General features: G+C 40.6%; 30 protein-coding genes. 13 read left to right on the top strand and 17 right to left on the bottom strand.

What is annotated here, in order from left to right; all coding sequences use genetic code 11:
- Positions 1 to 112: 112 nt before the first annotated feature.
- Positions 113 to 289: a hypothetical protein gene (locus RYX56_RS01605; RefSeq protein WP_317120393.1), complete on the top strand. Its 177-nt coding sequence runs from the start codon at positions 113 to 115 to the stop codon at positions 287 to 289.
- A gap of 5 nt (positions 290 to 294) precedes the next feature.
- Here RYX56_RS01605 and RYX56_RS01600 read toward each other — a convergent pair whose 3' ends face one another.
- The 3 genes from RYX56_RS01600 to gpr all read right to left on the bottom strand — a co-directional run bounded on the left by RYX56_RS01600 (position 295) and on the right by gpr (position 3,382).
- Positions 295 to 666 carry a DUF3679 domain-containing protein gene (locus tag RYX56_RS01600; RefSeq protein ID WP_317120392.1) on the bottom strand — a complete coding sequence of 124 codons (372 nt, stop codon included), beginning with the start codon at positions 664 to 666 and terminating at the stop codon, positions 295 to 297.
- Positions 663 to 1,889: a stage II sporulation protein P gene (gene spoIIP / locus RYX56_RS01595; RefSeq protein WP_317120391.1), complete on the bottom strand. Its 1,227-nt coding sequence runs from the start codon at positions 1,887 to 1,889 to the stop codon at positions 663 to 665. Before spoIIP ends, RYX56_RS01600 begins: the two co-directional genes overlap by 4 nt.
- Positions 1,890 to 2,257: 368 nt before the next feature.
- Positions 2,258 to 3,382 carry a GPR endopeptidase gene (gene gpr / locus RYX56_RS01590; protein WP_317120390.1) on the bottom strand — a complete coding sequence of 375 codons (1,125 nt, stop codon included), beginning with the start codon at positions 3,380 to 3,382 and terminating at the stop codon, positions 2,258 to 2,260.
- Positions 3,383 to 3,611: 229 nt separating this feature from the next.
- On the opposite strand from gpr, the gene rpsT reads away from it, so the two are divergent.
- Positions 3,612 to 3,878 carry a 30S ribosomal protein S20 gene (gene rpsT / locus RYX56_RS01585; protein WP_317120389.1) on the top strand — a complete coding sequence of 89 codons (267 nt, stop codon included), beginning with the start codon at positions 3,612 to 3,614 and terminating at the stop codon, positions 3,876 to 3,878.
- Positions 3,879 to 3,913: 35 nt separating this feature from the next.
- Here rpsT and holA read toward each other — a convergent pair whose 3' ends face one another.
- Positions 3,914 to 4,945 (bottom strand): DNA polymerase III subunit delta, encoded by a 1,032-nt coding sequence (holA, locus tag RYX56_RS01580; RefSeq protein WP_317120388.1) that lies wholly within the window; start codon positions 4,943 to 4,945, stop codon positions 3,914 to 3,916.
- A gap of 418 nt (positions 4,946 to 5,363) precedes the next feature.
- Here holA and RYX56_RS01575 point away from each other — a divergent pair, with 418 nt between their 5' ends.
- Positions 5,364 to 5,501, top strand: coding sequence for a YqzM family protein (locus RYX56_RS01575; protein WP_317120387.1), 138 nt, complete (start codon positions 5,364 to 5,366; stop codon positions 5,499 to 5,501).
- 65 nt (positions 5,502 to 5,566) lie between these two features.
- Here the strand turns inward: RYX56_RS01575 and RYX56_RS01570 are convergent, their stop codons facing one another.
- The 3 genes from RYX56_RS01570 to RYX56_RS01560 all read right to left on the bottom strand — a co-directional run bounded on the left by RYX56_RS01570 (position 5,567) and on the right by RYX56_RS01560 (position 9,162).
- Entirely contained in the window at positions 5,567 to 7,888 is a 2,322-nt protein-coding gene (locus RYX56_RS01570; protein WP_317120386.1) for a DNA internalization-related competence protein ComEC/Rec2, read from the bottom strand.
- Positions 7,889 to 7,901: 13 nt separating this feature from the next.
- Complete coding sequence (locus tag RYX56_RS01565) at positions 7,902 to 8,471, bottom strand: ComE operon protein 2 (RefSeq protein ID WP_317120385.1); 570 nt, start codon at positions 8,469 to 8,471, stop codon at positions 7,902 to 7,904.
- 67 nt (positions 8,472 to 8,538) lie between these two features.
- Positions 8,539 to 9,162 (bottom strand): helix-hairpin-helix domain-containing protein, encoded by a 624-nt coding sequence (locus RYX56_RS01560; RefSeq protein ID WP_317120384.1) that lies wholly within the window; start codon positions 9,160 to 9,162, stop codon positions 8,539 to 8,541.
- Positions 9,163 to 9,197: 35 nt separating this feature from the next.
- On the opposite strand from RYX56_RS01560, the gene RYX56_RS01555 reads away from it, so the two are divergent.
- Together RYX56_RS01555 and comER are read left to right on the top strand one after the other, a co-directional pair.
- Positions 9,198 to 9,455 carry a DUF2533 family protein gene (locus RYX56_RS01555; protein ID WP_317120383.1) on the top strand — a complete coding sequence of 86 codons (258 nt, stop codon included), beginning with the start codon at positions 9,198 to 9,200 and terminating at the stop codon, positions 9,453 to 9,455.
- Positions 9,456 to 9,540: 85 nt separating this feature from the next.
- Complete coding sequence (gene comER, locus RYX56_RS01550; RefSeq protein WP_317120382.1) at positions 9,541 to 10,377, top strand: late competence protein ComER; 837 nt, start codon at positions 9,541 to 9,543, stop codon at positions 10,375 to 10,377.
- A gap of 64 nt (positions 10,378 to 10,441) precedes the next feature.
- Here comER and RYX56_RS01545 read toward each other — a convergent pair whose 3' ends face one another.
- From RYX56_RS01545 to RYX56_RS01505, 9 genes are read right to left on the bottom strand one after another with little or no spacing between them, the layout of a single operon-like run.
- Positions 10,442 to 11,185 (bottom strand): class I SAM-dependent DNA methyltransferase, encoded by a 744-nt coding sequence (locus RYX56_RS01545; protein ID WP_317120381.1) that lies wholly within the window; start codon positions 11,183 to 11,185, stop codon positions 10,442 to 10,444.
- The gene (locus RYX56_RS01540) at positions 11,182 to 12,042 is read right to left on the bottom strand and encodes a CvfB family protein (protein ID WP_317120380.1); all 861 of its coding nucleotides are present in this window, start codon (positions 12,040 to 12,042) and stop codon (positions 11,182 to 11,184) included. Before RYX56_RS01540 ends, RYX56_RS01545 begins: the two co-directional genes overlap by 4 nt.
- Positions 12,042 to 12,395 carry a ribosome silencing factor gene (gene rsfS / locus RYX56_RS01535; RefSeq protein WP_317120379.1) on the bottom strand — a complete coding sequence of 118 codons (354 nt, stop codon included), beginning with the start codon at positions 12,393 to 12,395 and terminating at the stop codon, positions 12,042 to 12,044. The genes RYX56_RS01540 and rsfS overlap by 1 nt, the downstream gene beginning before the upstream one ends.
- A complete protein-coding gene (gene yqeK, locus RYX56_RS01530; protein ID WP_317120378.1) occupies positions 12,396 to 12,968 on the bottom strand; it encodes a bis(5'-nucleosyl)-tetraphosphatase (symmetrical) YqeK in 573 nt (190 codons plus the stop codon).
- The gene (locus tag RYX56_RS01525) at positions 12,937 to 13,533 is read right to left on the bottom strand and encodes a nicotinate-nucleotide adenylyltransferase (RefSeq protein WP_317120377.1); all 597 of its coding nucleotides are present in this window, start codon (positions 13,531 to 13,533) and stop codon (positions 12,937 to 12,939) included. The genes yqeK and RYX56_RS01525 overlap by 32 nt, the downstream gene beginning before the upstream one ends.
- 31 nt (positions 13,534 to 13,564) lie before the next feature.
- Positions 13,565 to 13,855: a ribosome assembly RNA-binding protein YhbY gene (yhbY, locus tag RYX56_RS01520; protein WP_317120376.1), complete on the bottom strand. Its 291-nt coding sequence runs from the start codon at positions 13,853 to 13,855 to the stop codon at positions 13,565 to 13,567.
- Positions 13,856 to 13,861: 6 nt separating this feature from the next.
- A complete protein-coding gene (aroE, locus tag RYX56_RS01515; protein ID WP_317120375.1) occupies positions 13,862 to 14,698 on the bottom strand; it encodes a shikimate dehydrogenase in 837 nt (278 codons plus the stop codon).
- A gap of 22 nt (positions 14,699 to 14,720) precedes the next feature.
- Positions 14,721 to 15,833: a ribosome biogenesis GTPase YqeH gene (gene yqeH, locus RYX56_RS01510; protein WP_317120374.1), complete on the bottom strand. Its 1,113-nt coding sequence runs from the start codon at positions 15,831 to 15,833 to the stop codon at positions 14,721 to 14,723.
- A 2-nt stretch (positions 15,834 to 15,835) separates the two neighbouring features.
- Positions 15,836 to 16,351 carry a YqeG family HAD IIIA-type phosphatase gene (locus tag RYX56_RS01505; RefSeq protein WP_317120373.1) on the bottom strand — a complete coding sequence of 172 codons (516 nt, stop codon included), beginning with the start codon at positions 16,349 to 16,351 and terminating at the stop codon, positions 15,836 to 15,838.
- A gap of 480 nt (positions 16,352 to 16,831) precedes the next feature.
- Here RYX56_RS01505 and RYX56_RS01500 point away from each other — a divergent pair, with 480 nt between their 5' ends.
- Complete coding sequence (locus RYX56_RS01500) at positions 16,832 to 16,972, top strand: sporulation histidine kinase inhibitor Sda (protein ID WP_317121288.1); 141 nt, start codon at positions 16,832 to 16,834, stop codon at positions 16,970 to 16,972.
- Positions 16,973 to 17,044: 72 nt separating this feature from the next.
- Here the strand turns inward: RYX56_RS01500 and RYX56_RS01495 are convergent, their stop codons facing one another.
- On the bottom strand, positions 17,045 to 17,284 hold the full coding sequence (locus RYX56_RS01495) for a hypothetical protein (RefSeq protein ID WP_317120372.1): 240 nt from the start codon (positions 17,282 to 17,284) through the stop codon (positions 17,045 to 17,047).
- A gap of 334 nt (positions 17,285 to 17,618) precedes the next feature.
- On the opposite strand from RYX56_RS01495, the gene RYX56_RS01490 reads away from it, so the two are divergent.
- Genes RYX56_RS01490 through mnhG form a run of 7 tightly spaced genes read left to right on the top strand, consistent with a single transcriptional unit; the run spans position 17,619 to position 23,384 of the window.
- On the top strand, positions 17,619 to 20,036 hold the full coding sequence (locus RYX56_RS01490; RefSeq protein WP_317120371.1) for a Na+/H+ antiporter subunit A: 2,418 nt from the start codon (positions 17,619 to 17,621) through the stop codon (positions 20,034 to 20,036).
- Positions 20,033 to 20,467, top strand: a complete 435-nt coding sequence (locus RYX56_RS01485; RefSeq protein ID WP_317120370.1) for a Na(+)/H(+) antiporter subunit B — start codon at positions 20,033 to 20,035, stop codon at positions 20,465 to 20,467. The genes RYX56_RS01490 and RYX56_RS01485 overlap by 4 nt, the downstream gene beginning before the upstream one ends.
- The gene (locus tag RYX56_RS01480) at positions 20,467 to 20,805 is read left to right on the top strand and encodes a Na(+)/H(+) antiporter subunit C (RefSeq protein ID WP_317120369.1); all 339 of its coding nucleotides are present in this window, start codon (positions 20,467 to 20,469) and stop codon (positions 20,803 to 20,805) included. Before RYX56_RS01485 ends, RYX56_RS01480 begins: the two co-directional genes overlap by 1 nt.
- On the top strand, positions 20,798 to 22,279 hold the full coding sequence (locus tag RYX56_RS01475; protein ID WP_317120368.1) for a Na+/H+ antiporter subunit D: 1,482 nt from the start codon (positions 20,798 to 20,800) through the stop codon (positions 22,277 to 22,279). The genes RYX56_RS01480 and RYX56_RS01475 overlap by 8 nt, the downstream gene beginning before the upstream one ends.
- Before the next feature lie 5 nt (positions 22,280 to 22,284).
- Positions 22,285 to 22,761, top strand: coding sequence for a Na+/H+ antiporter subunit E (locus RYX56_RS01470; RefSeq protein ID WP_317120367.1), 477 nt, complete (start codon positions 22,285 to 22,287; stop codon positions 22,759 to 22,761).
- 1 nt (position 22,762) lies between these two features.
- Positions 22,763 to 23,038 carry a Na(+)/H(+) antiporter subunit F1 gene (locus RYX56_RS01465; RefSeq protein WP_317120366.1) on the top strand — a complete coding sequence of 92 codons (276 nt, stop codon included), beginning with the start codon at positions 22,763 to 22,765 and terminating at the stop codon, positions 23,036 to 23,038.
- Positions 23,025 to 23,384 (top strand): monovalent cation/H(+) antiporter subunit G, encoded by a 360-nt coding sequence (gene mnhG, locus RYX56_RS01460; protein ID WP_317120365.1) that lies wholly within the window; start codon positions 23,025 to 23,027, stop codon positions 23,382 to 23,384. Before RYX56_RS01465 ends, mnhG begins: the two co-directional genes overlap by 14 nt.
- Positions 23,385 to 23,469: the final 85 nt, after the last annotated feature.

The raw sequence follows: 23,469 nt of genomic DNA, 5'->3' as shown, positions 1-23,469 counted from the left end.
GAGTTAGCTAAAAATCAAGCGCTCATTCTTTTTACAAAAATAGGGGGATTCTCACAAGCATGTCTCCCTTTTGCTGCATAATCTGATAAGAAAAAGGAAAGGAGGTGGATACGTGACGAAACAAGAATTTGAACGATTAATGCTCGTCTTAGATTCGCTCCTTGAGGTAGGATCAAAAGAGATGTTAGCTAACGTCATAGACGGGGTGAACCGCGATCGCTACCACATCATTCGAACGTATGCTGATGTAAGCACCAACAAAAGTTTGATCGACAAACAGGAAGAGTAGAAGCTCTACTCGCTCCTACTCTCTCCGTTAAGTACTTCATGCACAAACGCCATCACTTGACTTAGCGCAAGACGACTTAACCGATTGGCCCCTTCTGCCATATTTGATCCCAGCTCTGAAAAAAAGTTAAACCGCCCCACATCTTCCGCCTTTTGTCTCTTATCAATCAGCTCGCTCTTTGCATCCACTTGAGTCTTCGTTGCACCACTCTGCACCACTGGTTTTACACTATCATCGGATTGATCCGTTTTGATTTCAAGAGGAACTGGCTTTGTAATGCCTAATTCTTCGTTCATATGTTGCACACCGAACAACGAACCAAGTAATAGGGTACCTACTATCAGAGTCATCACAAGAGCCAGCTTTTTTATCATCATTTTTCCTCCTCTACCTTACTTGTCTCAACCGCTTCTTCTGATGTGACCGTCTCCTCACCATCAACTGCTTCTGCGTTCCAGTAATACTCAGAAAAGACATCCGCCAAAGCTTCCGCTGAGCGATACACCTCATCAAGTGAGTTATGAACTCCTCCAAATTCTACTAGCATCGATTGCTTTGATAAATCTTGATTGAACTTTCCATTTGTTCCTCTTCCGGCTTTTAAAATAACCCCACGGCTTAAGCCTGGATATTTTTCTTCTAGCATGTCATGAAGATCCTCTGCTAAGCGAAGATTATGTTCATAATTAGAATGATCTCCTCCAACGACAAAGACTGTACGGCCATACTCTACCCCGTTGATCGTAACCGTTGTCTTTTCACGAGATAATGTATCACGGTGTAGATCAAAGAAAAAATGTAAGTCATCATTTTGAGCAATCGCTTCTTTTACATATTCTCTTGAAGCATCATAGGACTGTGCATATTGCCATCCACGATTTTTGAGCTCACCTTGGACATCACGCGTCTCGATCTGGGTCCCGATTCCACGTTTTTCAAGTTCTTGCGAGAGCTTCTCACCAACAAGCGTAATATTCACCTCACCATGGAAGGCTTCATTTACGACATTTGTTTTCAGCTCCGGTAAAAAGGATTCAGTATTATGCGAGTGAATAATATGCGCGACTTTTTTTCCATTTGTCGACCCCTGCAATTCATCTCCAGCTTGTTTTAACTCTTCAAGTTTTGCGAGACTTTCCTTTGTTGCTTCACGCTCAGCCATAATCACTTCTAAGGGTGGGGCAGATTCAAATGGCAAGTTCGTATAATCAGTCCCCTCACCCGCAACGATAATTTGGCCATCAAATAAGGAAAACCCAGGCAGCTCCCTCCCAAGAAGACTCCGCGGATCATCTGGATTGATGCTTGTTGCGACCTGAAATACGACACCTGAAACACTCATCGCCTCAGCATCTGGTGGCAGTGCTTGCTTGAAATATTGATTCTCCATACCGAGGAGATGAACAAAATCTGCCCCCTCTAGTCCATTTGCCCATTGATTAACCGACGATGAGGCCATTCCATAACCCGGTTCAAATGATGTAAGCACACCAGTAAATATAAAAAGGGACATCACACCTACTATGATTAGCGCTGCTAGACGCTTTAAGCTCGTCCGATTCATCTTAACGGTAAAACCATGAAATCCCCGTCTACGCATCCTCTCATCCTTTCCCTTTTGCTTGTCCATGCGACTTTGCGTTAGAAATAAGTCCTGATAGTGGAGGTTTATGCGGCGAGCGGGATGTTTAGAACCATATGTTAGCTGGAGGGATTTGCTTAAGAAAGGAGATTGGAGTTTGGGTTCGTTATGTGCGGGATTTTTGTTATATGAGCGCTTTTTCCGGGGGTATGTGCGAGATAACTGATATCGGTGCGAATTCTTGTGATTTATGTGCGCCATTTCGTGAATATGTGCGAACGCATTTTTTTATGTGCGATAGGACTTATATATGAGCGCGCTTCACCCTCATCCCATGTCGATCAACACAACAGAACCCTTCCACACATAGCGGAAGGGTTCTCTTATTAATGCGTATAGGCACCGACGTTATCCTGGTTTACTTTACGATGAAGGGCAGCATTTAACCCTGCGGCGATGACGTTTGCCATATCATCAATAAACACATCAACTTCTTTTGGGGTCACCATTAAATTATGTCCAAGCGGCGATAGCACCTCTCGAATTAATTGTCGCTTCTCTTCTTCTGGAAGTGTGCCAATCATCCCCATAATCGTCTGTTTTTTTTCATCAGAGGGGAGATCCTCCTCTGTTAAGACGCGCTTTTCTCCAAATGTCATGCCAGCAGGTGCAAGTGAGCGTGAAGGTGCATTCCCTTCTCTCATTTCACGCCCGAAATGTTTCAGCACATAATCAATCGTATCGCTCGTGATCGAAACAGCATCCACCACTGTCGGAATGCCCACCGCGATCACTGGAATTCCTAATGTGTCTTTACTCAAATCTTTACGCTTGTTACCGACACCGCTTCCTGGATGAATACCGGTATCTGATACTTGAATTGTTGCATTGACTCGCTCGATAGATCGTGAAGCAAGTGCATCAATGGCAATCACAAAGTCTGGCTTTGTTTTTTCTATAATTCCGAAGATCACATCACTCGTTTCAATTCCTGTTAGACCCATTACGCCAGGTGTGACAGCACTGACTGGACGATAACCATCTTGCACTTGCTCTGGTGCTAGCTCAAACAAATGGCGAGTGACAAGCAGATTCTCAGCAGCAATAGGGCCAAGCGCATCAGGTGTCACATTCCAGTTTCCAAGTCCTACAACAAGGCATGTATCTTCTTCTTTGATGCCAATATCAGTCATGAATTGGTGAAATTGATTGGCGAAAACTCGTTCCATCTTTTCTTGAATGTCTGTATCCTTTCGACGGATACCTTGCGATTCAAATGTCAAATAAGAGCCTTGTTTTTTGCCAAGACGTTTTGCTCCGACTTCATCAATAATCACTTTTGTCACTTTTACTTCATCAATGGTTTCTTCTTCAATTTGAACTCCACTAACATTTTTTGCTTCTTCCTCTTCAGGAGCTTTTCTCTCTTCTTCCTCTACCGCTAATTGATGAGCTTCAATCGCTAAATCAGTGCGAATTTGATACTTTTCAAGGTTTAATTCCTCAGACAAACGAATCACTCTCCTCTTTCAACTCTTATCCTCAGTGTTTCCCTTGCGTTTTGTTTTCATTCTTTCTATTGCATTTATCCGTTGTTTTTGATAGAATGCAGATTGTTGTATTGATGATACCAACGGGTGTCGTCACTGCCTTGAATAAAGGATGCGAAACCGTTCATAACATAGAAGATGGACTGGTTACAAAAGAGGACAATCGTTGTTTAACCAGGAGGTGAAAGATATGCCAAATATTAAATCTGCAATCAAACGTGTGAAAACAAACGACAAACGTCGTGCGCAAAACATCGCTGTGAAATCTGCTCTACGTACTGCTATCAAAAACTTTGAAACTAAAGTTGAAGCTGGTGAGAAAGAAAACGCTGAAGCAGCATTCGTTGATGCTTCTAAAAAGCTTGACAAAGCAGCAAACAAAGGTCTTATTCATAAAAATGCAGCTTCACGTCAAAAGTCTCGTCTAGCTAAAAAGCTTAACGGTCTTTCTGCATAATTGAAGTAAAAAAACGACTCCTCGGAGTCGTTTTTTTATTTGGTTTCTGTTTTTTGAGTCATCTTCATCAGTAGCAATTCGAGGGCTAGTACTTTATCAATTTTCCCCGACTTAATCGCATAATCCGTATCGGCACACGCTTCTAAGAATGTCAGCAATGTCCGCTCATTAAATTGATTCACTTTTGCACTTGCTAGCTTTACAACATAGGGATGCAATTTCAATTGTGTAGCAATTTGTTTTTGTGAATAAGCTTGTTTACTTAATCCTTTTACTTGATAGTAAATTCGAAACTGACGGGCAAGTAACGCTAATAATTTTAACGGATCCTCTTTTTGTTTTAACAAATCATGATAAATGACAAGTGCCTCGTCTAAACGCTTTTTCACAGCAAAGTCGATTAGCGCAAACACATCTTGTTCTAGCGTTCTCGCTACAAGTAATTCAACGACATCCACTGTAATTTCTTCTTCCCCAACATATAAAGCCATTTTCTCAAGTTCACCTGCAAGCATAAGCAGATCAAACCCTAGCCTTTCGACAAGTCTTTCAGATGCCTCTTTTGTAATTTGTATTCCTTTTGTAGTAGCTTGTTCCTCAATCCATTGCTTCATCATACGATCATCAAAAGGCATCGCTTCAATAACGGTAGCTTCCTTTTTTAAACGTTTTGTCACCCTTTTACGCTCGTCCAATTTTTCATAAGGGGCAACTAAAACCAATGTAGACTCAGGAGATGGGTTCTCAATATATTGAGTGAGCACATCTAAGTCGTGCTCAATTTTCGAATCTGTTTTCTGACTGGTGACAGCGTGGAAATCTTTTACAATCACGACTTTATTAGTCCCTAGAAATGGCATCGTCTCTGCTTCTTGTACAGCAAGTTCAATCGGCGTTTCAGAAAAAGTATATGTAATCACGTTCATATCAGACCCATCTTGACCAATCACTTGATTTAAAAGATGTTGGGTGAAATCTTCAATCAAAAAGGCTTGAGTGCCGTAAATAAAATATACCGGCGAGACCTTCCCTTGCTTCAATTCTTTTTTTGCTTGCAAATAATTCATGCGCTCATTCCCCTATTTTCATGCAATATTCTCATCCATTATTGGATATTCTATCTAGTGAGATACGACAACCATCTCCATGCCTGTCTTTAGCTTAGAAAAAAAAGCCGTCTTTAGCAAGTGAAAATAGAGAAAGGGGTTTAGCCCCCAAGTGCCAAACCCCCATTTATGATAAACGTCATGATCCAAGATCCCGGGAAGCCTCGTTCATGACGATAATCATGACCGCTTTCACTAGTTATGATATCCTATGCAAACGGAAACTATAGGTGACAACTCTTTACAATGAAGGTAGATCACTCCGAACTTAAACAAATTATTGAACATTTCGTAATTCAGGATAAATGTTTGAGGAATCCGTATAGCTTTTTTTTACAGCTTGGCTTATACTAAAAGTTGAATAAAGGAGGGGTGCCAGATGAATCATTTTGAAAAAGACGTACAAAGTAAACGTAATGATGCGATCGATTCTGGTGTTGCCTTTGTTGTTTCTTTTGGCTTTTTTGCAACGATTTTTATCATCGCTTCAATTGTGGATGTATTCTCAGCATTTTAAGCCGAAGAAGAACAGGCATGAACCGTACCAACCATTGGTACATAAGCAGAGGGCAAGGATTCTTGCTACTCTGCTTTTTTATATTCTGTCGCATGCATCTTCATTGAACCATTCTTTACATAAAGCTGAATGGCTCCATGTTTATCAGTACGTATTATCTTCACATGTTGTTCATCTAAACGCTCGGTCACTTCAATATGAGGGTGATTAAAGCGGTTGTTTCGTCCTGCCGAAATCAAACCAAATGAGGGTTGAAGCTGTAGGAGGAAGTTATCAGTAGTGGATGTTTTACTACCATGATGAGCTATTTTCAACACATCGACTGATAAATCAGGGTATGTGTTGAGCAAACGTCGCTCCCCCTCTTCTTCAAGGTCACCTGTAAATAAAAAGCTTACGCCTTCAATGTCAGCATAGAGCACAATCGATCGATCATTTAAGCCTTGCTCATGACCTTGTGGAGAGAGGACAGCAAATTGTGAACCATAACTGGTCCAACGATTGCCTTTTTTTACAAATATAATTTCAGTCCCTTTATGCTGTAATTCCCTTAATAATAGCTTTTCAAACTCTCCTTCTACTTCTCCTGCGCTATATAAAAGCTGATCAATCGCCACTTCTCCTACCAATGCTATTGCTCCACCTATATGATCCATATGTCCATGTGTAAGAATGAGCTTATCAATTCGACGGATCCCCTTGGCTTTTAAATAACTCAATACGACCTCTCGTCCAACATCGTAATTTGATTGCCGCAAACGCCATTCCTCCCCTTGATTAAAACGAATAGTACCACCTGTATCAATCACATACACCTCACCACGCCTCGGGAGCTCAATAACAAAGCTATCCCCTTGCCCGACATCCAGCATCGTCACAATAGCCTCTTTTGTCCATATAGGTACAGTCCACTGCACACCTGCTACCATTGCATATCCAACAAGCGGAACAATCCACCACCTGTCCTTCCCGCTTTCCCCTACCAACAATCCAATTAACGTAACAAGAAAATATAGAATGAACGGAATCGAATGTGGTTTCCCTGTAATGAGGTTAAACAGTTCGATCGCATCAAGCTGCACCAAGCCATGATGGACTGGGGGAATGAGAACTGTTACTAACTGAATAGGAAGATTTAATTCAATAGGGATTACATTTTGCATGAGTACCCCTAAAAAGCTTAGTGGTAAGACAATAAACGAGATAAACGGAATATAGAGGATATTCACTAATAAAGTGAGGAGAGAAAATTGATAAAAGTGGTTGAGCAATAGTGGAAGGGAGACAAGTTGCGCAAGGATTGTAACAGCAACTAACTTAGCCAGCCAGCTAGAATAGCGTTTATTAATCACCTCAGCCGAGACTAGCAGAGAAAAGGAGACAAGAAAGGATAATTGAAAACCTAGTTGAAAGAGCGCGTAGGGATTGAGCGCTAAATAAACTAAAAATACGATAGCAATAGCAAATAACGGCGGAATATTCCATTTGAAGCGAAGAAACACCATCACAATAAGAGTCATTAATGAAGCTCGGATCACCGAGGGTGCCGCTCCAGCGATGATGATGTATAGAGGTAAGAACAGACAAAGACTCTCAAGCGTTCTCTCTCGGGTAAGACCTATTCGAATAAAGAGGCCGTACATTGCCGCAATAATAAGACCAACGTGAAGCCCTGATACCGCAAGGAGATGAATGATCCCTAACCGTTGATAAGCTTCGAGAACATCTTGTTCTACATACATCCTCTCCCCGAACACTAAGGCGATGATGATGCCAGACGCATCAGGATGCACGAGCTCTTCTATTCGTTTTATTTGATGCGCTCTAAAGGTTTGGAGACGATAGAAAAGGGACTTCTCACTTCGCACACAGTTCAGCTTCTGTAATTCAGGGGTGAGGACCCAATGAATTTGTTGCTGATAAAGATATTGTTTGTAGTTAAATTGATAGAAATTGGTAGGAGAGGACGGAGGGGAAAGCGTAGCCGTAAAGATACATCGATCTCCAGGTAGGAGTTGTTTAAGTTGAGCTTGCTGTTGTTCACTTTCGATAAAGCCATGCAATTGAAGTATTTCACCATGTACACTTTTTACTTTCAGCGCAATCGCATCTCCATCTATTTTCACAAGAGAGTGAATATGACCTTCGATTTGTTGTTCTCCCGCTTTTAAGTGCGTTGTATTGCTAGATTCAGCGATCCAGGCAAACCCTGCATATAGAGAAAACACCAACACGGCGATCATCCCATTGACCCTAAAATGCTTTGCATGAACGAGGAGATAGATCAACAATAAAATAATGGCTACATAAAAAAAGAAGCTCGGCCCTCTTAAGATAAATACGAGACCGAGCATCGCAGACATGACTACGATTACACTGTAGAGCATGAGCACCTCTCCCTTACGGCTTTGTACGGTATAAGGAAGTCACCTGACCTTGTAGGTCTTCAAATTCAGCTTCATCAATGCCACTATCTTTTAATTTCGTTAGTAATTGTTCTGTTAACGCTTGCTTCTCTTGTTGATGGATATCAAGAACTGGCTGATCTAGAACTACCTGAGCCACCTCAATCCCAGCTTCTTTCAATAAATCAAGGGCATACGGATGATTTTTGTAATCAGTCGCATAAAAGACTTTTTTAATTCCCGCTTGAATGATCGATTTCGTGCAATGTACACACGGAAAATGAGTCACATAAAGCTCGGCTCCTTCAGTCGGAACGCCAAATTTTGCACATTGTAAGAGTGCATTCACTTCCGCATGAATGGTTCTGATGCAATGATGATCCACCACATAGCAACCTTTATCAATGCAGTGATCGCTTCCTGAAACAGAGCCGTTGTACCCCCCTGCAATAATTCGCTTCTCTCTGACGATTGTTGCACCTACCATTAAACGGGTACATGTGCTTCTCAGAGCTAACAGGTGACTTTGCGCCATAAAATACTGATCCCACGAAATACGTTCCATTCTCTCCACTCCCAACAGTTATTCATAACTACTAGTGTAGAGAAAAAAGACAAGCCGCGTCAATTACTTATTGAACGGTTACTTGATCTTGAAGTTTTTCAAACGACTTTGGGCCAATGCCAGAAACATTCATTAACTCCTCAACACTGTCAAAGCGACCTTGCTCCTCCCGATATTGAATAATCGCTTCAGCTTTAGCAGGTCCAATACCAGGCAGCGTTTCAAATTCAGATTGTGTCGCTTTATTTAAGGAGATCTTCCCATCACCTCCCACACTCCCTATAGCAGGCCCTACCACCTCAATCGTCCCACCATCCTCCGCCTCCCCTATTTCCGGGACGTAGACAACCATTTCATCAAATAAAATTTGAGCAAGATTAATTCCATCACCATAAGCATTTATCGTCAGACCACCAGCAACATCAATAGCTTGATGGACACGACTTCCTGCATCTAATTGATACACTCCAGGCGAGTGAACAGCTCCTTTTACATCAATTGTAACGGATTGAGGTTCGGTCACCTCATTTTGTGTTTCTTGTTCTTCAGTATCATCATTTGCAAAACTCCACTCGAGCTCAGTTTCTTCCATACCTGTATTGCGAAAATGGAGAAATAACACTACACTTACAATAAGAGCAATAATGGTTAAAATCACAACAAGTGAATGATTTTGCCAATTTGTTTTCAATTGATCAACCTCCAATAGAAAGGACGACACCAAAGATGAGCGTTCATTTACAAATTGCTAAGCAAGTATCTAATCACCGCAAAGCTCAAAAAGAATTTCTAGCACTTGATAAGAAGAGAGAAAAAGCGATCGATCGCGTGTTAGAAGATGCAAAAAAAGGGCTGCATGTTTCCGTTCATGAAATTAATTCCATTACAAAAGAAATGAACAACATTGCATCTACGTATCATTTTCCTCCTCGTAAGGAAGTTACAATTGACATGGTACGAGACTACTTAACAAAGTCCGAATAATAATCACACATACTTTGGACTCCTTCTTCATACGCTTGTGATAACGATAATCTTGCAGGATGTTTTGGAGAAGGAGGGATTCTTAATGAGGATTGGCATCATTGGACTTGGTAGCATGGGAGAGATTCTACTTGAATCATTTCTCGAATCTGGTGCGGTCACTCAAGATCAGATCACGGTCGTTAATCGATCGAAAGAAAAAGTATTAGATGCCAAGAAACGATTTACAAAAATCAATGTAGCCGAGACCATCTCAGATGTGGTTAAGCACTCTGATTATATCTTTGTCTGTGTAAAGCCTCTTCAATTTGCAGATGTGATAGACGAAATGGAACCTATCTGTACGCAAGACCAACTATTCATTTCCATTACAAGTCCCATATCTGTTAAACAAATTGAAGCTAAGCTTGATTGTAAAGTAGCACGAATCATTCCAACCATATTAAATCGTGCACTTGCCGGTTCAACCTTAATAAGCTATGGAGAACGTTGCAATGAAGGGGATCGAGCTCAGATTCATGCGTTTATGAATCACTTTTCTGAACCACTTGAAATCGATGAGAATATTACGCGCGTATCATCTGATATCGTCAGCTGTGGACCGGCCTTTTTTAGTTATTTACTTCAACAATTTATTGATGGAGCTGTTCGGCAAACGGAAATCACGAAAGAAGATGCAACCTTTCTAGCGACAAATATGATCATTGGGATGGGGCGTTTACTTGAGCAGGGGCATTACACCTTACCTACTTTACAGAAGCGAGTATGTGTTCCCGGAGGTATTACAGGTGAGGGAATTAAGGTGTTAGAGCAAGAGGTTGGGCATATGTTCGATCATTTATTTCAACAAACACATGCAAAATATTACCATGAGCAAAAGAAAATTACAGAAGCGTTTTCAAATCAACCGACAAAGAAATAGCAAAAAGCAGGGAAGACTGATGTCTACCCTGCTTTTATTTCGACATGAAGCTACGATATCCTTTTTATTTTTTTCGAGCCACAAAAAAAATTCGCTCACTTTCATCCGTTGGAGGATTTTCATTGAAATCAGATGATATCCCCTCAACTGTGAATCCAGCTCCCTCTAACCATGACGTGTAGTCACTGATCGAATACGTTCGCTGTTTATGGAGCTCATCATAGCGATTGTACGAGCCATTGTCATCTTGAACAAAAAACGTTAATTCATGTTCAACACTTGCTTCGTGCTCCCCTGCAAACGAATGCCAGATATAGGAAACTTCGTCATCTGCATCAGCAAAGGTCTGACCAATGAAGCCCTCTTCTACTTTTGTGGTCGAATGGACATCAAATAACAACAGTCCACCTTCTGGCAATTGGTTATACACAGATGCAAAGGTGACCATTACGTCTTCTGGCGTCTCTAAATAGTTAAGCGAGTCACAATAAATGGTGACAATATCAAACTGCCCAAGCTCCTCTAAATTCCGCATATCCTGATGTAAGAGGAGTGGCTGCTTTTTTATCGCTGCACATTTATCACGAGCGACAACAAGCATTTCACTTGAGAGGTCCACTCCAGTGACATCTGCCCCTTCTTGAAGTAAACGAATCAACAGCTCACCGGTGCCACAACCGACATCTAAGACGGACAACCCTTGTAAGGAATCCACTCCTAATGACCGTTTTGTAAAAGCAACCCACTCATCGTAGGGAGCCTCTGCCATCAAGTGGTCGTACAGTGTTGCAAAGGCTTGATAATTCATTTTTTCTCCTTTAAGTATGTCCAGCCTTCGCGCTGCTCAATTTTCTTCTCTTTCAGCAATTTACCTAATGCACGCTTAAAGGCTGCTTTACTAAGATTAAAACGATGTTTAATGTCTTCTGGTTGCGATTTATCCCAGTAAGGCATTTGACCGCCTCTCTCTTCCATATAACGCACTAGCTTCTCCGCATCATCTTCTTGACGCTCTGAGCGAAGTGGATGCATCGTCACGTTAATACGACCGTCTTCACGAACGTAAATGACACGGACCGTCACTTCTTCCCCGTAACGAGGCTCTTTTATCATTTCATTATCATGAAGGTACGCTAAATACCCTTCTTCTGTAAAAATAGCAGCCCCTTCATCTAAATAATGATAGACATGGCCCTTTACTTCTTTACTCATCATGTCCTCAGTTGCACGGACGGATTGCTCTTCAATCGGTTGCCCTTTAACAAGACGTGACATGAGACGGCCTTTTTTATCCCAAGTATAGGATACTGGCAGTTTATCACCAGGCTTCGGCCAAAGGTTTCGATCACTTGGTAACTCGTCCATTGATAAGAATAAATCACGCGAGATACCGTTGAATAAGAAAAGACCATGACCTGTTTTTACAGAGACGACTTCAAGCCAAGCGAATCCTTCACCTTGTATAAGAGGCTTTTTCGTCGTTGCTGATAACCTGTTTTGGTGGTCATGGTACAAGAACACCTCAATATGGCTTCCAGTCTCAACTTCTTCTTCTACATCATTTTCATGCATAAGAATATCCGTCTTACCATCGCTTAGAAAATAACCAAACTTCGCCTTACGAGCTACTTCAAGAGTCACTGTATAGCCAGGTTTTAATTCCATTAATTTAGAACCCCTTCAATTTCAATTGTAGGTGCATCTCCCCAAAGCTTCTCAAGGTTATAGTACGTACGCTCATCTTTATGGAAAACGTGTACAACAACATCGCCAAGATCAACAAGTACCCAACGAGCTTGATCAAAGCCTTCAAGTCGTTTAATTTCAATCCCCTCTTCTTGAGCAACCTTCTTTAACTCATGCGCGATTGCTTGTACTTGCTTTTCAGAATTACCGTGGCAAATGACAAAATAATCAGCAATTAAAGAAATCCCCTTCATATTTAGTCCCACGATATTCTCAGCACGCTTATCATCAATTGCATTGATTGCAAGCGTTAATAATTTTGATTCATTCATTTATGCATGACTCCTTCTTGTTATAATTAGTTTATTATATGTGTTTAGCGTGTCCGGGTATACAGGCTGGCGTCGCTTCATTAAAAAAGAAATGGTATTCTCAAGTGATTGAATAATCGCTTCATCTAGATCTAGTCGAGCCACCTCTCTTACCTCTTCCACACCTCTAAATTGTCGCCCAGGTTCAATATAATCTGCAAGGAAAACGACTTTTTCAAGCAATGTCATATCCGGACGACCAGTTGTATGATAACGGATGGCACTTAGTACCTCGTCATCTGTAATGCCCACTTCTTCTTTTACATAGTATGCCCCACAAGGCGCATGAAGTAATTCATCCCCGTAGTGAAGAATATCTTTCTCGTTTAAAGTCGATATTACTAGAGCACGCATTTCTAATTTATCACGAAATTTAGCGTAATCATGAAAAATAGCAGCAAGCTCTGCTTTTTCTACATTTGCCCCAAACCGTTTCGCTAATTCTACAGCCGTATCGACAACACCGAGTGTATGCTGATATCTGTGCTCTGTTAAGTGAGGTTTAACGGTCAGAAGTGCCAGTTCCCTCTCCATATAACCCACTCTCCCTTATCATCGTCGCCACTTCATCTTGCACCATATAGCGAATCGACTTTCCTTCTCGTACTCTTTCTCTAATGGCTGTAGAGGATAGATCAACCTGGGCAAAATCCACATGTTGAACACGTTCATTGTATGCAGCAGACCGCTTAGCACCTGGCCTATTCACACCAATAAATGTAATCAAGCGAACGAGCTCATCAATGCCTACCCAACTTGAAAGTGATTCTACCATATCTCCACCTATGATAAAAAAAAATTCCACACTTGGATGTTCTTCTTTTAATTGCTTAACTGTATCAATCGTATAAGAACGCCCACCTCTATCTTTTTCAATAGAAGAGACGAAAAAAAACGGATTGCTTCTTGTCGCGAGTGAGACCATTTCAAGACGGTCATCAATCGAGGACATGTCAGGCCGTTTTTTATGTGGAGGAGTAGATGCCGGTATGAACCAGACCTCATCAAGCCCGCATGCGACCCGCACTTCTTCAGCAAGCATCATATGACCTAGGTGAGGAGGATCAAAGGTTCCTCCGAAAAGTCCAATTCGCTTCACATCTACACACTCCTTTCATCCATATTATGAACTAAGGAAGAACGATTTCTTTATTTTCTTTTGATTCCTTATAAAGAACAATCGTGTTCCCGATTACTTGTACAAGCTCAGCTTTTGCGCCTTTCGATAATTCAGTCGCTACTTTATCTTTATCGAATTCGCAATTTTGCAGAATGCTTATTTTAATTAATTCTCTTGATTCTAGAACATCATCGATCTGTGCGATCATGTTCTCATTCACTCCACCTTTACCAACTTGAAAAATCGGTGTTAAGTGATGTGCTTTTGATCGTAAGAAACGTTTTTGTTTACCTGTTAACATAATGTGTTACCCTCCAAGTTTATTGGTCACAATGTTTGTCATCCGTGAGCGATCCGGCTTTACCCCTGTCCAATGCTCAAAAGACAATGCACCTTGATTAACAAACATCCCGACCCCATTTACTGTTATTGCTCCTTTGGCCTTTGCTTCTTTTAAAAAAGCGGTCTCCATCGGATTATAAATTAAATCACTGACAACGGCATCTTTTTTTAGGTTATCAAGCGAGAGCGGCAGTTGGTCTGTATGAGGACTCATTCCAACAGAGCTCGTGTTTATGACCACATCAAACTGGTTTAACTTTGTTTTAGCTTCAGCCAATGAACAAGCCTCTGTTGATTGTTGCTTCGTATTGATAAGGTTTAAAAGAGTAGCTGCCTTTTCTTCGGTACGATTCGCTACAACTAAATGAGCGACCCCCGCATTTAAAAAGGCTGCACATACAGCACGAGATGCTCCTCCTGCCCCGATCACAAGTACATTTAAGGCACTTGTATCATGCGGCAAATAAGAGACGAGTGACTCCCAATACCCTGCACCATCAGTATTATAGCCAATCAGCTTCTCACCTCTGCGTACAATCGTATTAACCGCTCCGATCACTTCGGCATCTCTATCGATTTCATCAAGAAAGTTCATAATCGCCACTTTATGCGGAATCGTTACATTGACACCATCTAACTCCCCACTCCGTAGCTTCTCTGCTACTTCTTCTAAATCACCTGCTCCAACATCAAACGCCTCGTACGTTGCATCAATTTGACATGAACGAAAGGCATCATTATGCATTACTGGCGACATCGAATGCTCAACCGGATGCCCGATCAATCCAAAACGCTTCCCCATGTTAACCGCTCCCCTCTATCTTTTACGAGATAATCGATTCACGAATGGACACTCCAACACCCTTAGGTGCATAGGCTTCCACTTTCACATTGCGATCATTGATGGTAATCCACCCAAGTCCTGAAATAACAATATCACTCTTTACTTCTTTAATGGTAAACTCGTGTTTAACAAGTGGCGGAAAATCAAGTACGCTTTCCTTACCAGGAGGAGTTAAAAGCTCTCCTAGATGGTTTTTATATAGCTCGTCCGCTTTTTCACGCTTTGTACGGTGAATCTTAAGATCGTTAGAAGTAAAGCATGTGAAAGAGGAACGATCACCAGAAACGAAATCAAAGCGAGCCATCCCCCCAAAGTATAGGGTTTGTCCCTCATTTAATTGAAAGACCATTGGTTTAATTTCTTTTTTAGGCGTGATTTCTTTCAATTCTTTTTTATCTACATAATGGGCCATCTGATGATGATTGATGATGCCAGGTGTATCGTAAAGGGCTGAGCCATCATCAAGTGGAATATCTATCATATCTAATGTAGTTCCAGGAAAATGAGATGTCGTGATCAACTGTTCTGTGTCTCCACCAAATTCCTTTATAATTCGGTTAATAAACGTTGATTTCCCTACATTTGTACAACCCACGACATAAACATCACGACCATCACGCAAACGATCAATCTCCGAGGCGATCTCAAGAACACCTTCTCCTTTGTCGGCGCTCATTAGAAGAACATCAACTGGCTTTAAGCCGTTTTCTTTTGCTGATTTTTTCATCCAGTTAATGAGACGATTGCGTTTTAATGATTTAGGCAATAAGTCGACTTTATTTCCGACTAGCAAAACATCATTGTTTCCTACAAATCGATGCAAACCAGGTAACCAGCTGCCATTAAAGTCAAAAATATCTACGACTTTCACAATGAGAGAATCGGTATGACCTAATGTGTTTAATAATTTCAAGAAGTCATCATCTGTTAATGATACATCTTGCACCTCATTATAATGAGTTAAACGAAAGCAACGTTGGCAAATGATCACATCTCTTTCTAAGGCTGACTTTGGAGCATAGCCTAATGCCTGTTTATCTTCGGTTTGGATCTCAACTCCACAACCAGCACATGTAATGACTGTTTCTTCCATCTCTACTCCTCCCATTGGATCAATCCACGTTTTCTCATCCAGTTTAGAACGACACGTTCCATGCGGCGATTGAGCTTTGTGGCGATCCCATCTGTTTTAGCTACCGGTACGACCAGAATCGTTTGCAGGCCTGCACGATTTCCACCTAGCACATCTGTGAAAATTTGATCTCCGACAACGACCGTTTCATCCGGTACAGTTTCCATTTGACGACATGCTTGTCTAAATGCTCTTCGCATCGGTTTTCTTGCATTATGAATAAAAACCACTTTCTCAGGGTCAGAAAAGGCTTGTACTCTTCTTCTACTATTATTGGAGACAATCGTCACCTTCATGCCATATTCTTGAAGCTTTTTAAACCATTCACGAACCTCTGGCGTTGCTTCTGGACGATCCCATTCTACAAGTGTATTGTCTAAGTCGGTAATGACACCTTTAATGCCCATCTCTTTTAATTCTTCTAGATTAATTTCAAAAATACTTTTCACATACTTATTTGGCAACAGGTTTTTAATCATCAGTTCACCTCATTAACAACCAACTTCGCTGTCATTATTTTATTGGAACCCACTGTAAAATAATTTGGTGGGCAAATGTTTCCATTAATAAACGTAGTCAAACCATAACTATACCGTCACATTTAAAAATTTTCAACGCATTTCCTTCATTTAATTAAATAACCCTCTTGAATAGGGTTTAAAAAACCTTAAAATACTTTTCGACAAATTCTGCCACCCCTCTACACTGTGGATAACGTTATACACTTATTACACTTCTATTTATAAGGGTTTTTTCCATCAATAAACAATTAACCCACAAGTTATCCACGTATAAATGTGGATAATAAGAACGATTGTTCTCTTTTAGGAGACGTGGTAATATTTAGGTACAGACAAGGCAACCTACATGATATGAATATAAGAACTCAAATAGAACAAGAATTTTTCCTAATTTGAATGTCTAAGGAGGTGAGCTCACTGCTTTCGTAGTGAGAGATGATGAACAATTTATCCGATGAACTTTTAATTGAAACGTATTACAAAGCAATCGAGCTTGACTTGAGCCCTGATTTTATTGAACTGATCCGTATGGAAATTAGTAGACGTTCACTTTCAGACAAAATTAAAATCTCTTCATGACTTCTTGAAGACTCACCCCAAGACAAGACAGACTAAGTAAATGTTGTTACCATAGTGAAGAAGGAGAGCACCCTAATTAGGTTGCTCTCCTTCTTCTTCGTGTAGCCAGCCTTTTGTTTCAATTATACGTAAATACTCTCTTGGTCCAAATCTAGGAGAGCCTTCTCTATATTGCTGTACTCCCACTTGTCCTGGGATATTTTTGATTCGCTCTTCCGTCATTTCTTCATTGAATCCATTCGCTAAAATTCCAGCTACCAAAATAAACGCAAAGATGAGCCCACTTATGATGCTTTTTCTTTTAGTAGACATCTAACCACCATTCCCTATTCATCTTTTTTAATAGGGTGTCGTTATCTACCAAAAAATATACATCCATCACGAATTTTGGAAATTCCACATTTACGTAAACGCTTAAAAATACGATCAATCCAAAAAAAATTCGCTTAAATTTTTCGCCTTTCTTCATATTTAATAAATTCTATAAAAGCAGGTGACACTAAGGGCTGCAAGGATGCACGCTGATTTAAATTAGGTTATAATTCTACATAGTCTAAGAATTGTTCGGTTTTCAAATACGGATAAGAGGATAAATACTATAGGGCCCAACCAATTCTACTAGTAACTATTTAAGGAGGTATGTGATTTGACCGTATTACATTGGGCTACGATTTCGCCTTTTCTATTAGCTATTTTGATCCCATTTCTGTACAAATACGCTAGACGGATTCATACAGGTTGGTTTGTATTAGTACTCCCACTTGTACTATTTATCTATTTCATTCAATACCTTTCAATGACCTCATCTGGTGGCGTCATTGAGCACACCGTTCCTTGGGTACCATCCCTTGGAATAAACTTTACTGTCTTCGTAGACGGTTTAAGTCTTTTATTTGCCCTACTCATTACCGGTATTGGAACACTTGTTATCCTCTATTCGATCTTCTACTTATCAAAGAAGACCGAAAGCCTGAACAATTTTTATGTGTACCTTCTCATGTTCATGGGGGCTATGCTTGGGGTTGTCTTATCCGATAACCTTATTGTCCTTTATGTATTTTGGGAATTAACTAGTTTAGCATCATCGCTATTAATTAGTTATTGGTACCACCGTGAAAAATCTACATACGGTGCACAAAAATCAATGCTGATCACTGTATTTGGTGGATTTGCGATGCTTGGTGGTTTTTCATTGCTATATGTAATGACTGGCACATTCAGTATTCGTGGCATTATCGAGAATGTTGATCTAGTAACGTCTAGTACATTGTTCTTACCAGCAATGATTCTTGTACTACTTGGTGCATTTACAAAATCTGCACAATTCCCATTCCATATCTGGTTACCAGATGCAATGGAAGCACCAACGCCTGTTAGTGCGTACTTACACTCAGCAACGATGGTTAAAGCAGGGATCTACCTTGTAGCACGTCTAACGCCTGTATTTGGCGGTGCCCCTGAATGGTTCTGGCTTCTAACTGGGTTTGGTGTCGTCACCCTCTTATGGGGATCTACATCTGCTGTAAGACAAAAGGACTTAAAAGGAATCCTTGCCTTTTCAACAGTCAGCCAGCTTGGGTTAATTATGACTTTACTTGGTCTAGGTTCAGCTTCGATTCACTTCGGAGATAGTGTCGATCCTGCATTCTATTCCTTTGCGATTATGGCTGCGATCTTCCACTTGATTAACCATGCAACATTCAAAGGAAGTCTCTTTATGACCGCTGGGATTATTGATCATGAAACCGGCACACGCGATATTCGCAAGCTCGGTGGATTGATGGCGATTATGCCAGTAACCTTTACTGTTTCCTTAATAGGACTAGCATCAATGGCAGGCCTTCCTCCATTTAACGGGTTCTTGAGTAAGGAAATGTTCTTCACAGCGCTTCTTCGTGCAACCGAGATGAATGCCTTTAATATGGAAACATTCGGTATCATCATTGTCGTTGTCGCTTGGATTGCTAGTGTATTTACCTTCTTGTACTGTTTAATTATGTTCTTTAAAACATTTACAGGGAAATTCAAGCCAGAAAACTATGATGTGAAAGTGCATGAAGCTCCTATTGGGCTGCTTATTAGTCCGGTAATTTTAGGATCACTTGTTATCGTCTTCGGTTTCTTCCCGAACATCTTGGCTTACACGATTATTCAACCTGCTATGCAAGCGATCTTACCAACATTATTAGGCCCTGGTGAGGTGTTTGATGTCGACATTTATATGTGGCATGGGTTTAATCCTGAACTATTTATGACAATGGGTGTTGTTGCTCTTGGGATCATCTTATTCTTGCTGATGAAAAACTGGGCAAAGACTGCTTTCTATTTGAAAGAACGCGACCCATTAAACTGGTTTTATGACAATGCCCTTAGTGGTGTTATTACTGGTTCACAAGCCGTAACAAGAATTCAAATGACAGGTCTATTACGCGATTATTTCGCCTATATGACGGTGTTCATGATTCTTTTACTCACCTATACGATGATTCGTTACGATGCATTTGCCATTGATACGACGAATGTATCAGAAATCGCCCCTTATATTTGGGTATTAACGATCGTCTTTATTGCAGCAACGATTTCAATCCCGTTCATCAACAAGCGTATTACCGCTGTTGTGGTCGTGGGGGTTATCGGTTTCTTACTAGCTTTATTATTTGTTGTGTTCCGAGCGCCAGACCTTGCCTTAACGCAATTACTAGTTGAAACAGTAACCGTATTGTTATTAATGCTTGCGTTCTACCATTTACCTGAATTGCGTAAAGAAGAATTCAAGCCACGATTTAATATTGTAAACCTTGTGATTTCTATTGGAGTCGGTTTCCTTGTCACTGCGATTGCGCTAAGTTCTTTAGCACTTGGAAATGAAGCTGGAATTGAGCCAATTTCTCAATTCTTTGTTGAGAACTCGAAAGAACTTGCTGGTGGTTACAACATGGTTAACGTGATCCTAGTTGATTTCCGTGGACTCGATACCTTGCTTGAGGTTCTTGTTCTTGGAATTGCAGCATTAGGTGTTATTGCTTTAATTAAGTTACGAATGACAGGGAGGGAAGATGTGTGAAGAAAATAAACTCAAATGATGTCCTTCTTCATTCAGTCACTCGCGTGGTGACATTCATCATCCTTGCATTTTCCGTATACCTCTTTTTCGCCGGACATAACAACCCCGGCGGAGGGTTTATCGGAGGATTAATGACGGCAAGTGCCCTTCTTTTGATGTATCTAGGTTTTGATATGAAGAGCATTAAAAAAGCAATCCCGTTTGATTTCACAAAAATGATCGCATTAGGATTGCTTCTTGCGATTTTTACAGGATTTGGTGGTCTTTTAGTAGGAGATCCATTTTTAACGCAATACTTTGAGTACTATCAAATACCGATTTTAGGTGAAACCGAATTAACAACAGCTCTGCCTTTTGATTTAGGTATCTACTTAGTTGTTGTTGGTATTGCGCTTACGATAATTCTTACGATTGCGGAGGATGATATGTAATGGAAATATTAATGTCCATCACTGTTGGTGTCCTCTTTATGGTCGGAACGTATTTAATTCTTACAAAAAGTATACTCCGAGTGATTGTAGGATTGATTTTACTTTCACACGGCGCCCATCTATTACTATTGACGATGGCCGGTTTACAAAGAGGTGCACCACCACTACTTGGTCTTGAGGCAAGCACATATAGTGATCCTTTGCCACAAGCATTAATTTTAACAGCGATTGTTATTAGTTTTGGGGTCACATCATTCTTACTTGTTCTTGCGTACCGTACGTACAAGGAACACAAGACGGATGATTTAGACCAATTAAGGGGATCTGCAGATGAATAACTTAATCATACTACCGATTCTAATCCCATTTATTGTAGGTACGTTTCTCATTTTATTCGCTAAAAATCATAGCTTACAGCGTGTGATTAGTGGATTTACTGTAATTGCCATGTTATTGGTATCGGTCTATCTTGCCATACATGTGTATCAAGAAGGCATTGGCGTGCTTGAACTTGGTAACTGGCAAGCACCATTTGGTATTGTCTTAGTTGCTGATATGTTCGCAACGATGATGGTCATTCTCTCAAGTATTGTTGGGGTTGTCTGTTTGTTCTTTGCTTTTCAGACAATCTCATCTGAGCGTGAGAAGTTCTATTTCTATCCGTTCTACTTCTTCTTACTTGCAGGGGTTAACGGAGCATTTCTTACAGGAGACTTATTTAATCTATTTGTTTTCTTCGAAGTAATGCTCATTTCTTCTTACATCTTAATCGTACTTGGTGGAACAAAGTATCAATTGCGAGAGTCTTTAAAATACGTGATTATCAATGTTTTTGCTTCAATCTTGTTCCTCGTCGGAGTCGCGTACATCTACTCTATAACGGGAACATTAAATATGGCTGATCTAGCTGTTAAAGTCGGACAGCTTGAGCAGACAGGTGTATTAAACGTCATTGCGGTCATTTTCTTACTTGTCTTTGCAATGAAGGGTGGTTTATTCCCTCTTTACTTCTGGCTACCACGTTCATACTATGGTCCGCCAGCTGCCATTGCCGCATTATTTGGGGGCTTGTTAACGAAGGTTGGTATTTATGCGATTATGCGTACATTCACCCTAATCTTCACACATGACCCAGGATTTACTCACACCCTTATCTTGATCTTAGCTGGTCTGACCATGTTCTTTGGGGTTCTTGGAGCCGTTTCACAATTTGACTTCAAACGAATCCTTTCTTATCACATCATTAGTCAGGTTGGTTACATGGTGATGGGGCTTGGTATTTACACACAACTTGCGATCGCTGGTGCAATTTACTACATTGCCCATCACATTATCGTAAAAGCAGCCCTGTTCTTATTTGCTGGGGCAACACAAAAGATTACAGGTACAACCGATTTAAAGAAAATGGGTGGCTTACTTAAAACGCACCCTTGGCTTGCGTGGATGTTCTTTATATCAGCCATCTCTCTTGCCGGTATCCCGCCTCTAAGTGGATTCTTTAGTAAGTTTGCGCTCATTCTAGCCGCATTCTTAGAAGAGAACTACATCATTGCTGCGGTGGCACTAGCAGTTGGTCTCCTCACTCTCTTCTCGATGATGAAGATTTTCATCTATGCGTTCTGGGGGGAGCAGAAACATACAGAAGAACAAGCAAATTATAAAGTTGGAAAGCTCTTGTTGCCAATCGTTCCACTTGTCGCATTAACGATCATTCTAGGTTTTGCAGCAGAGCCAATTTTCCAATATTCATTGCAAGTTGCAGAACAAATTTTAGACCCAACGATTTATATCGAATCTGTACTTAAGGAGTAGTTGCTATGGCTTTTCAAATCCTATTAAATATTGTCATTGCGATCATCTGGGTCAACTTTCAAAATAGCTATACAGGTGTAGACTTCTTCATTGGGTATGTTGTTGGGATCTTTATTTTATTCGTTCTTCGTCGCTTCTTACGATTTGATTTTTACATGCGTCGTGTATGGGCCATTATTAAGCTGATCGGCTTGTTCTTTAAAGAGCTGATTCTTGCCAACATTGACGTTATTAAAATCGTTTTAAGCCCTAAGATGAATATCCAACCAGGAATTGTAGCTGTTCCTACCAAGTTAAAAACAGATTGGGAGTTAAGCTTACTAGCTTCTCTCATCTCTCTTACACCTGGTACGCTTTCGATGGATTTCTCAGATGATAATAAGTATATTTACATTCATGCGATTGACGTTCCAAACAAAGAAGCAATGATTAAAGAAATTCACAATACGTTTGAGCGTGCAATTTTGGAGGTGACCAAATAATATGTTTCAATCCTTATTAATGATTGTATTAGTGGTCATGTCTATCTCTTTATTCATTTGCTTTGTTCGTACATTAATCGGCCCTACGATGTCTGACCGCATCGTAGCGCTTGATACGTTCGGCATTAACTTGATCGGCTTTATTGGAATCATTATGATGCTGCAAGAAACATTAGCCTATTCAGAAGTTGTTCTTGTCATCAGTATTCTAGCCTTCATTGGTTCGATTGCGCTTTCTAAATTTATTGAAAGGGGTGTTGTCTTTGACCGCGGTTGAGATCATCATTAGCCTCTTCGTCCTTTTAGGTGGCTTTCTAAGCCTTCTAGGTTCGATCGGGATCATTCGCTTTCCAGATGTATACGGACGCTTACATGCTGCGACAAAGAGCGCAACACTCGGCGTAATTTCGATCATGTTTGCTACATTCTTGTTTTTCTTACTTGTCCAAGGTGAATTTGTAGGCAAGTTACTCTTAACAATTCTATTCGTGTTCTTAACAGCTCCGGTAGCTGGAATGATGATGGGCCGCTCTGCTTACCGAGTGGGAGTGCCGTTATGGGAGAAGAGCTCACAAGATGATTTAAAGAAGATGTATGAGAAAAAAATGAAAGGAAGCAATTAAGTAGATTGCTTCAGACTTAACTGAGTCCCCCATTTAAACATGGTGGGGCTCTTCCTTTTTAGCATGGATGAATAGAACAAAACAT

Source organism: Alkalihalophilus lindianensis, assembly GCF_032843265.1.
GTDB lineage: Bacteria > Bacillota > Bacilli > Bacillales > Bacillaceae_D > Alkalihalophilus > Alkalihalophilus lindianensis.
Note: the sequence above shows the minus strand (reverse complement) of the source record. Positions and strands in the feature narration are given on the sequence as shown.

Bases quoted from the DNA above. Each gene is read 5' to 3' on its own strand.
- RYX56_RS01570 (WP_317120386.1), bottom strand. From the start codon at position 7,888: ATGCTCTACAGTGTAATCGTAGTCATGTCTGCGATGCTCGGTCTCGTA.
- RYX56_RS01495 (WP_317120372.1), bottom strand. From the start codon at position 17,284: ATGTCTACTAAAAGAAAAAGCATCATAAGTGGGCTCATCTTTGCGTTT.
- spoIIP (WP_317120391.1), bottom strand. From the start codon at position 1,889: ATGCGTAGACGGGGATTTCATGGTTTTACCGTTAAGATGAATCGGACG.
- yhbY (WP_317120376.1), bottom strand. From the start codon at position 13,855: ATGTTAACAGGTAAACAAAAACGTTTCTTACGATCAAAAGCACATCAC.
- yqeK (WP_317120378.1), bottom strand. From the start codon at position 12,968: ATGGAGAGGGAACTGGCACTTCTGACCGTTAAACCTCACTTAACAGAG.
- rpsT (WP_317120389.1), top strand. From the start codon at position 3,612: ATGCCAAATATTAAATCTGCAATCAAACGTGTGAAAACAAACGACAAA.
- comER (WP_317120382.1), top strand. From the start codon at position 9,541: ATGAGGATTGGCATCATTGGACTTGGTAGCATGGGAGAGATTCTACTT.
- RYX56_RS01600 (WP_317120392.1), bottom strand. From the start codon at position 666: ATGATGATAAAAAAGCTGGCTCTTGTGATGACTCTGATAGTAGGTACC.
- RYX56_RS01465 (WP_317120366.1), top strand. From the start codon at position 22,763: ATGTTTCAATCCTTATTAATGATTGTATTAGTGGTCATGTCTATCTCT.
- rsfS (WP_317120379.1), bottom strand. From the start codon at position 12,395: ATGAATGAATCAAAATTATTAACGCTTGCAATCAATGCAATTGATGAT.
- aroE (WP_317120375.1), bottom strand. From the start codon at position 14,698: ATGGGGAAGCGTTTTGGATTGATCGGGCATCCGGTTGAGCATTCGATG.
- RYX56_RS01545 (WP_317120381.1), bottom strand. From the start codon at position 11,185: ATGAATTATCAAGCCTTTGCAACACTGTACGACCACTTGATGGCAGAG.
- RYX56_RS01475 (WP_317120368.1), top strand. From the start codon at position 20,798: ATGAATAACTTAATCATACTACCGATTCTAATCCCATTTATTGTAGGT.
- yqeH (WP_317120374.1), bottom strand. From the start codon at position 15,833: ATGGAAGAAACAGTCATTACATGTGCTGGTTGTGGAGTTGAGATCCAA.
- RYX56_RS01480 (WP_317120369.1), top strand. From the start codon at position 20,467: ATGGAAATATTAATGTCCATCACTGTTGGTGTCCTCTTTATGGTCGGA.
- RYX56_RS01505 (WP_317120373.1), bottom strand. From the start codon at position 16,351: ATGATTAAAAACCTGTTGCCAAATAAGTATGTGAAAAGTATTTTTGAA.
- RYX56_RS01500 (WP_317121288.1), top strand. From the start codon at position 16,832: ATGAACAATTTATCCGATGAACTTTTAATTGAAACGTATTACAAAGCA.
- RYX56_RS01540 (WP_317120380.1), bottom strand. From the start codon at position 12,042: ATGGAATTAAAACCTGGCTATACAGTGACTCTTGAAGTAGCTCGTAAG.
- holA (WP_317120388.1), bottom strand. From the start codon at position 4,945: ATGAATTATTTGCAAGCAAAAAAAGAATTGAAGCAAGGGAAGGTCTCG.
- RYX56_RS01470 (WP_317120367.1), top strand. From the start codon at position 22,285: ATGGCTTTTCAAATCCTATTAAATATTGTCATTGCGATCATCTGGGTC.
- RYX56_RS01565 (WP_317120385.1), bottom strand. From the start codon at position 8,471: ATGGAACGTATTTCGTGGGATCAGTATTTTATGGCGCAAAGTCACCTG.
- RYX56_RS01575 (WP_317120387.1), top strand. From the start codon at position 5,364: ATGAATCATTTTGAAAAAGACGTACAAAGTAAACGTAATGATGCGATC.
- RYX56_RS01555 (WP_317120383.1), top strand. From the start codon at position 9,198: ATGAGCGTTCATTTACAAATTGCTAAGCAAGTATCTAATCACCGCAAA.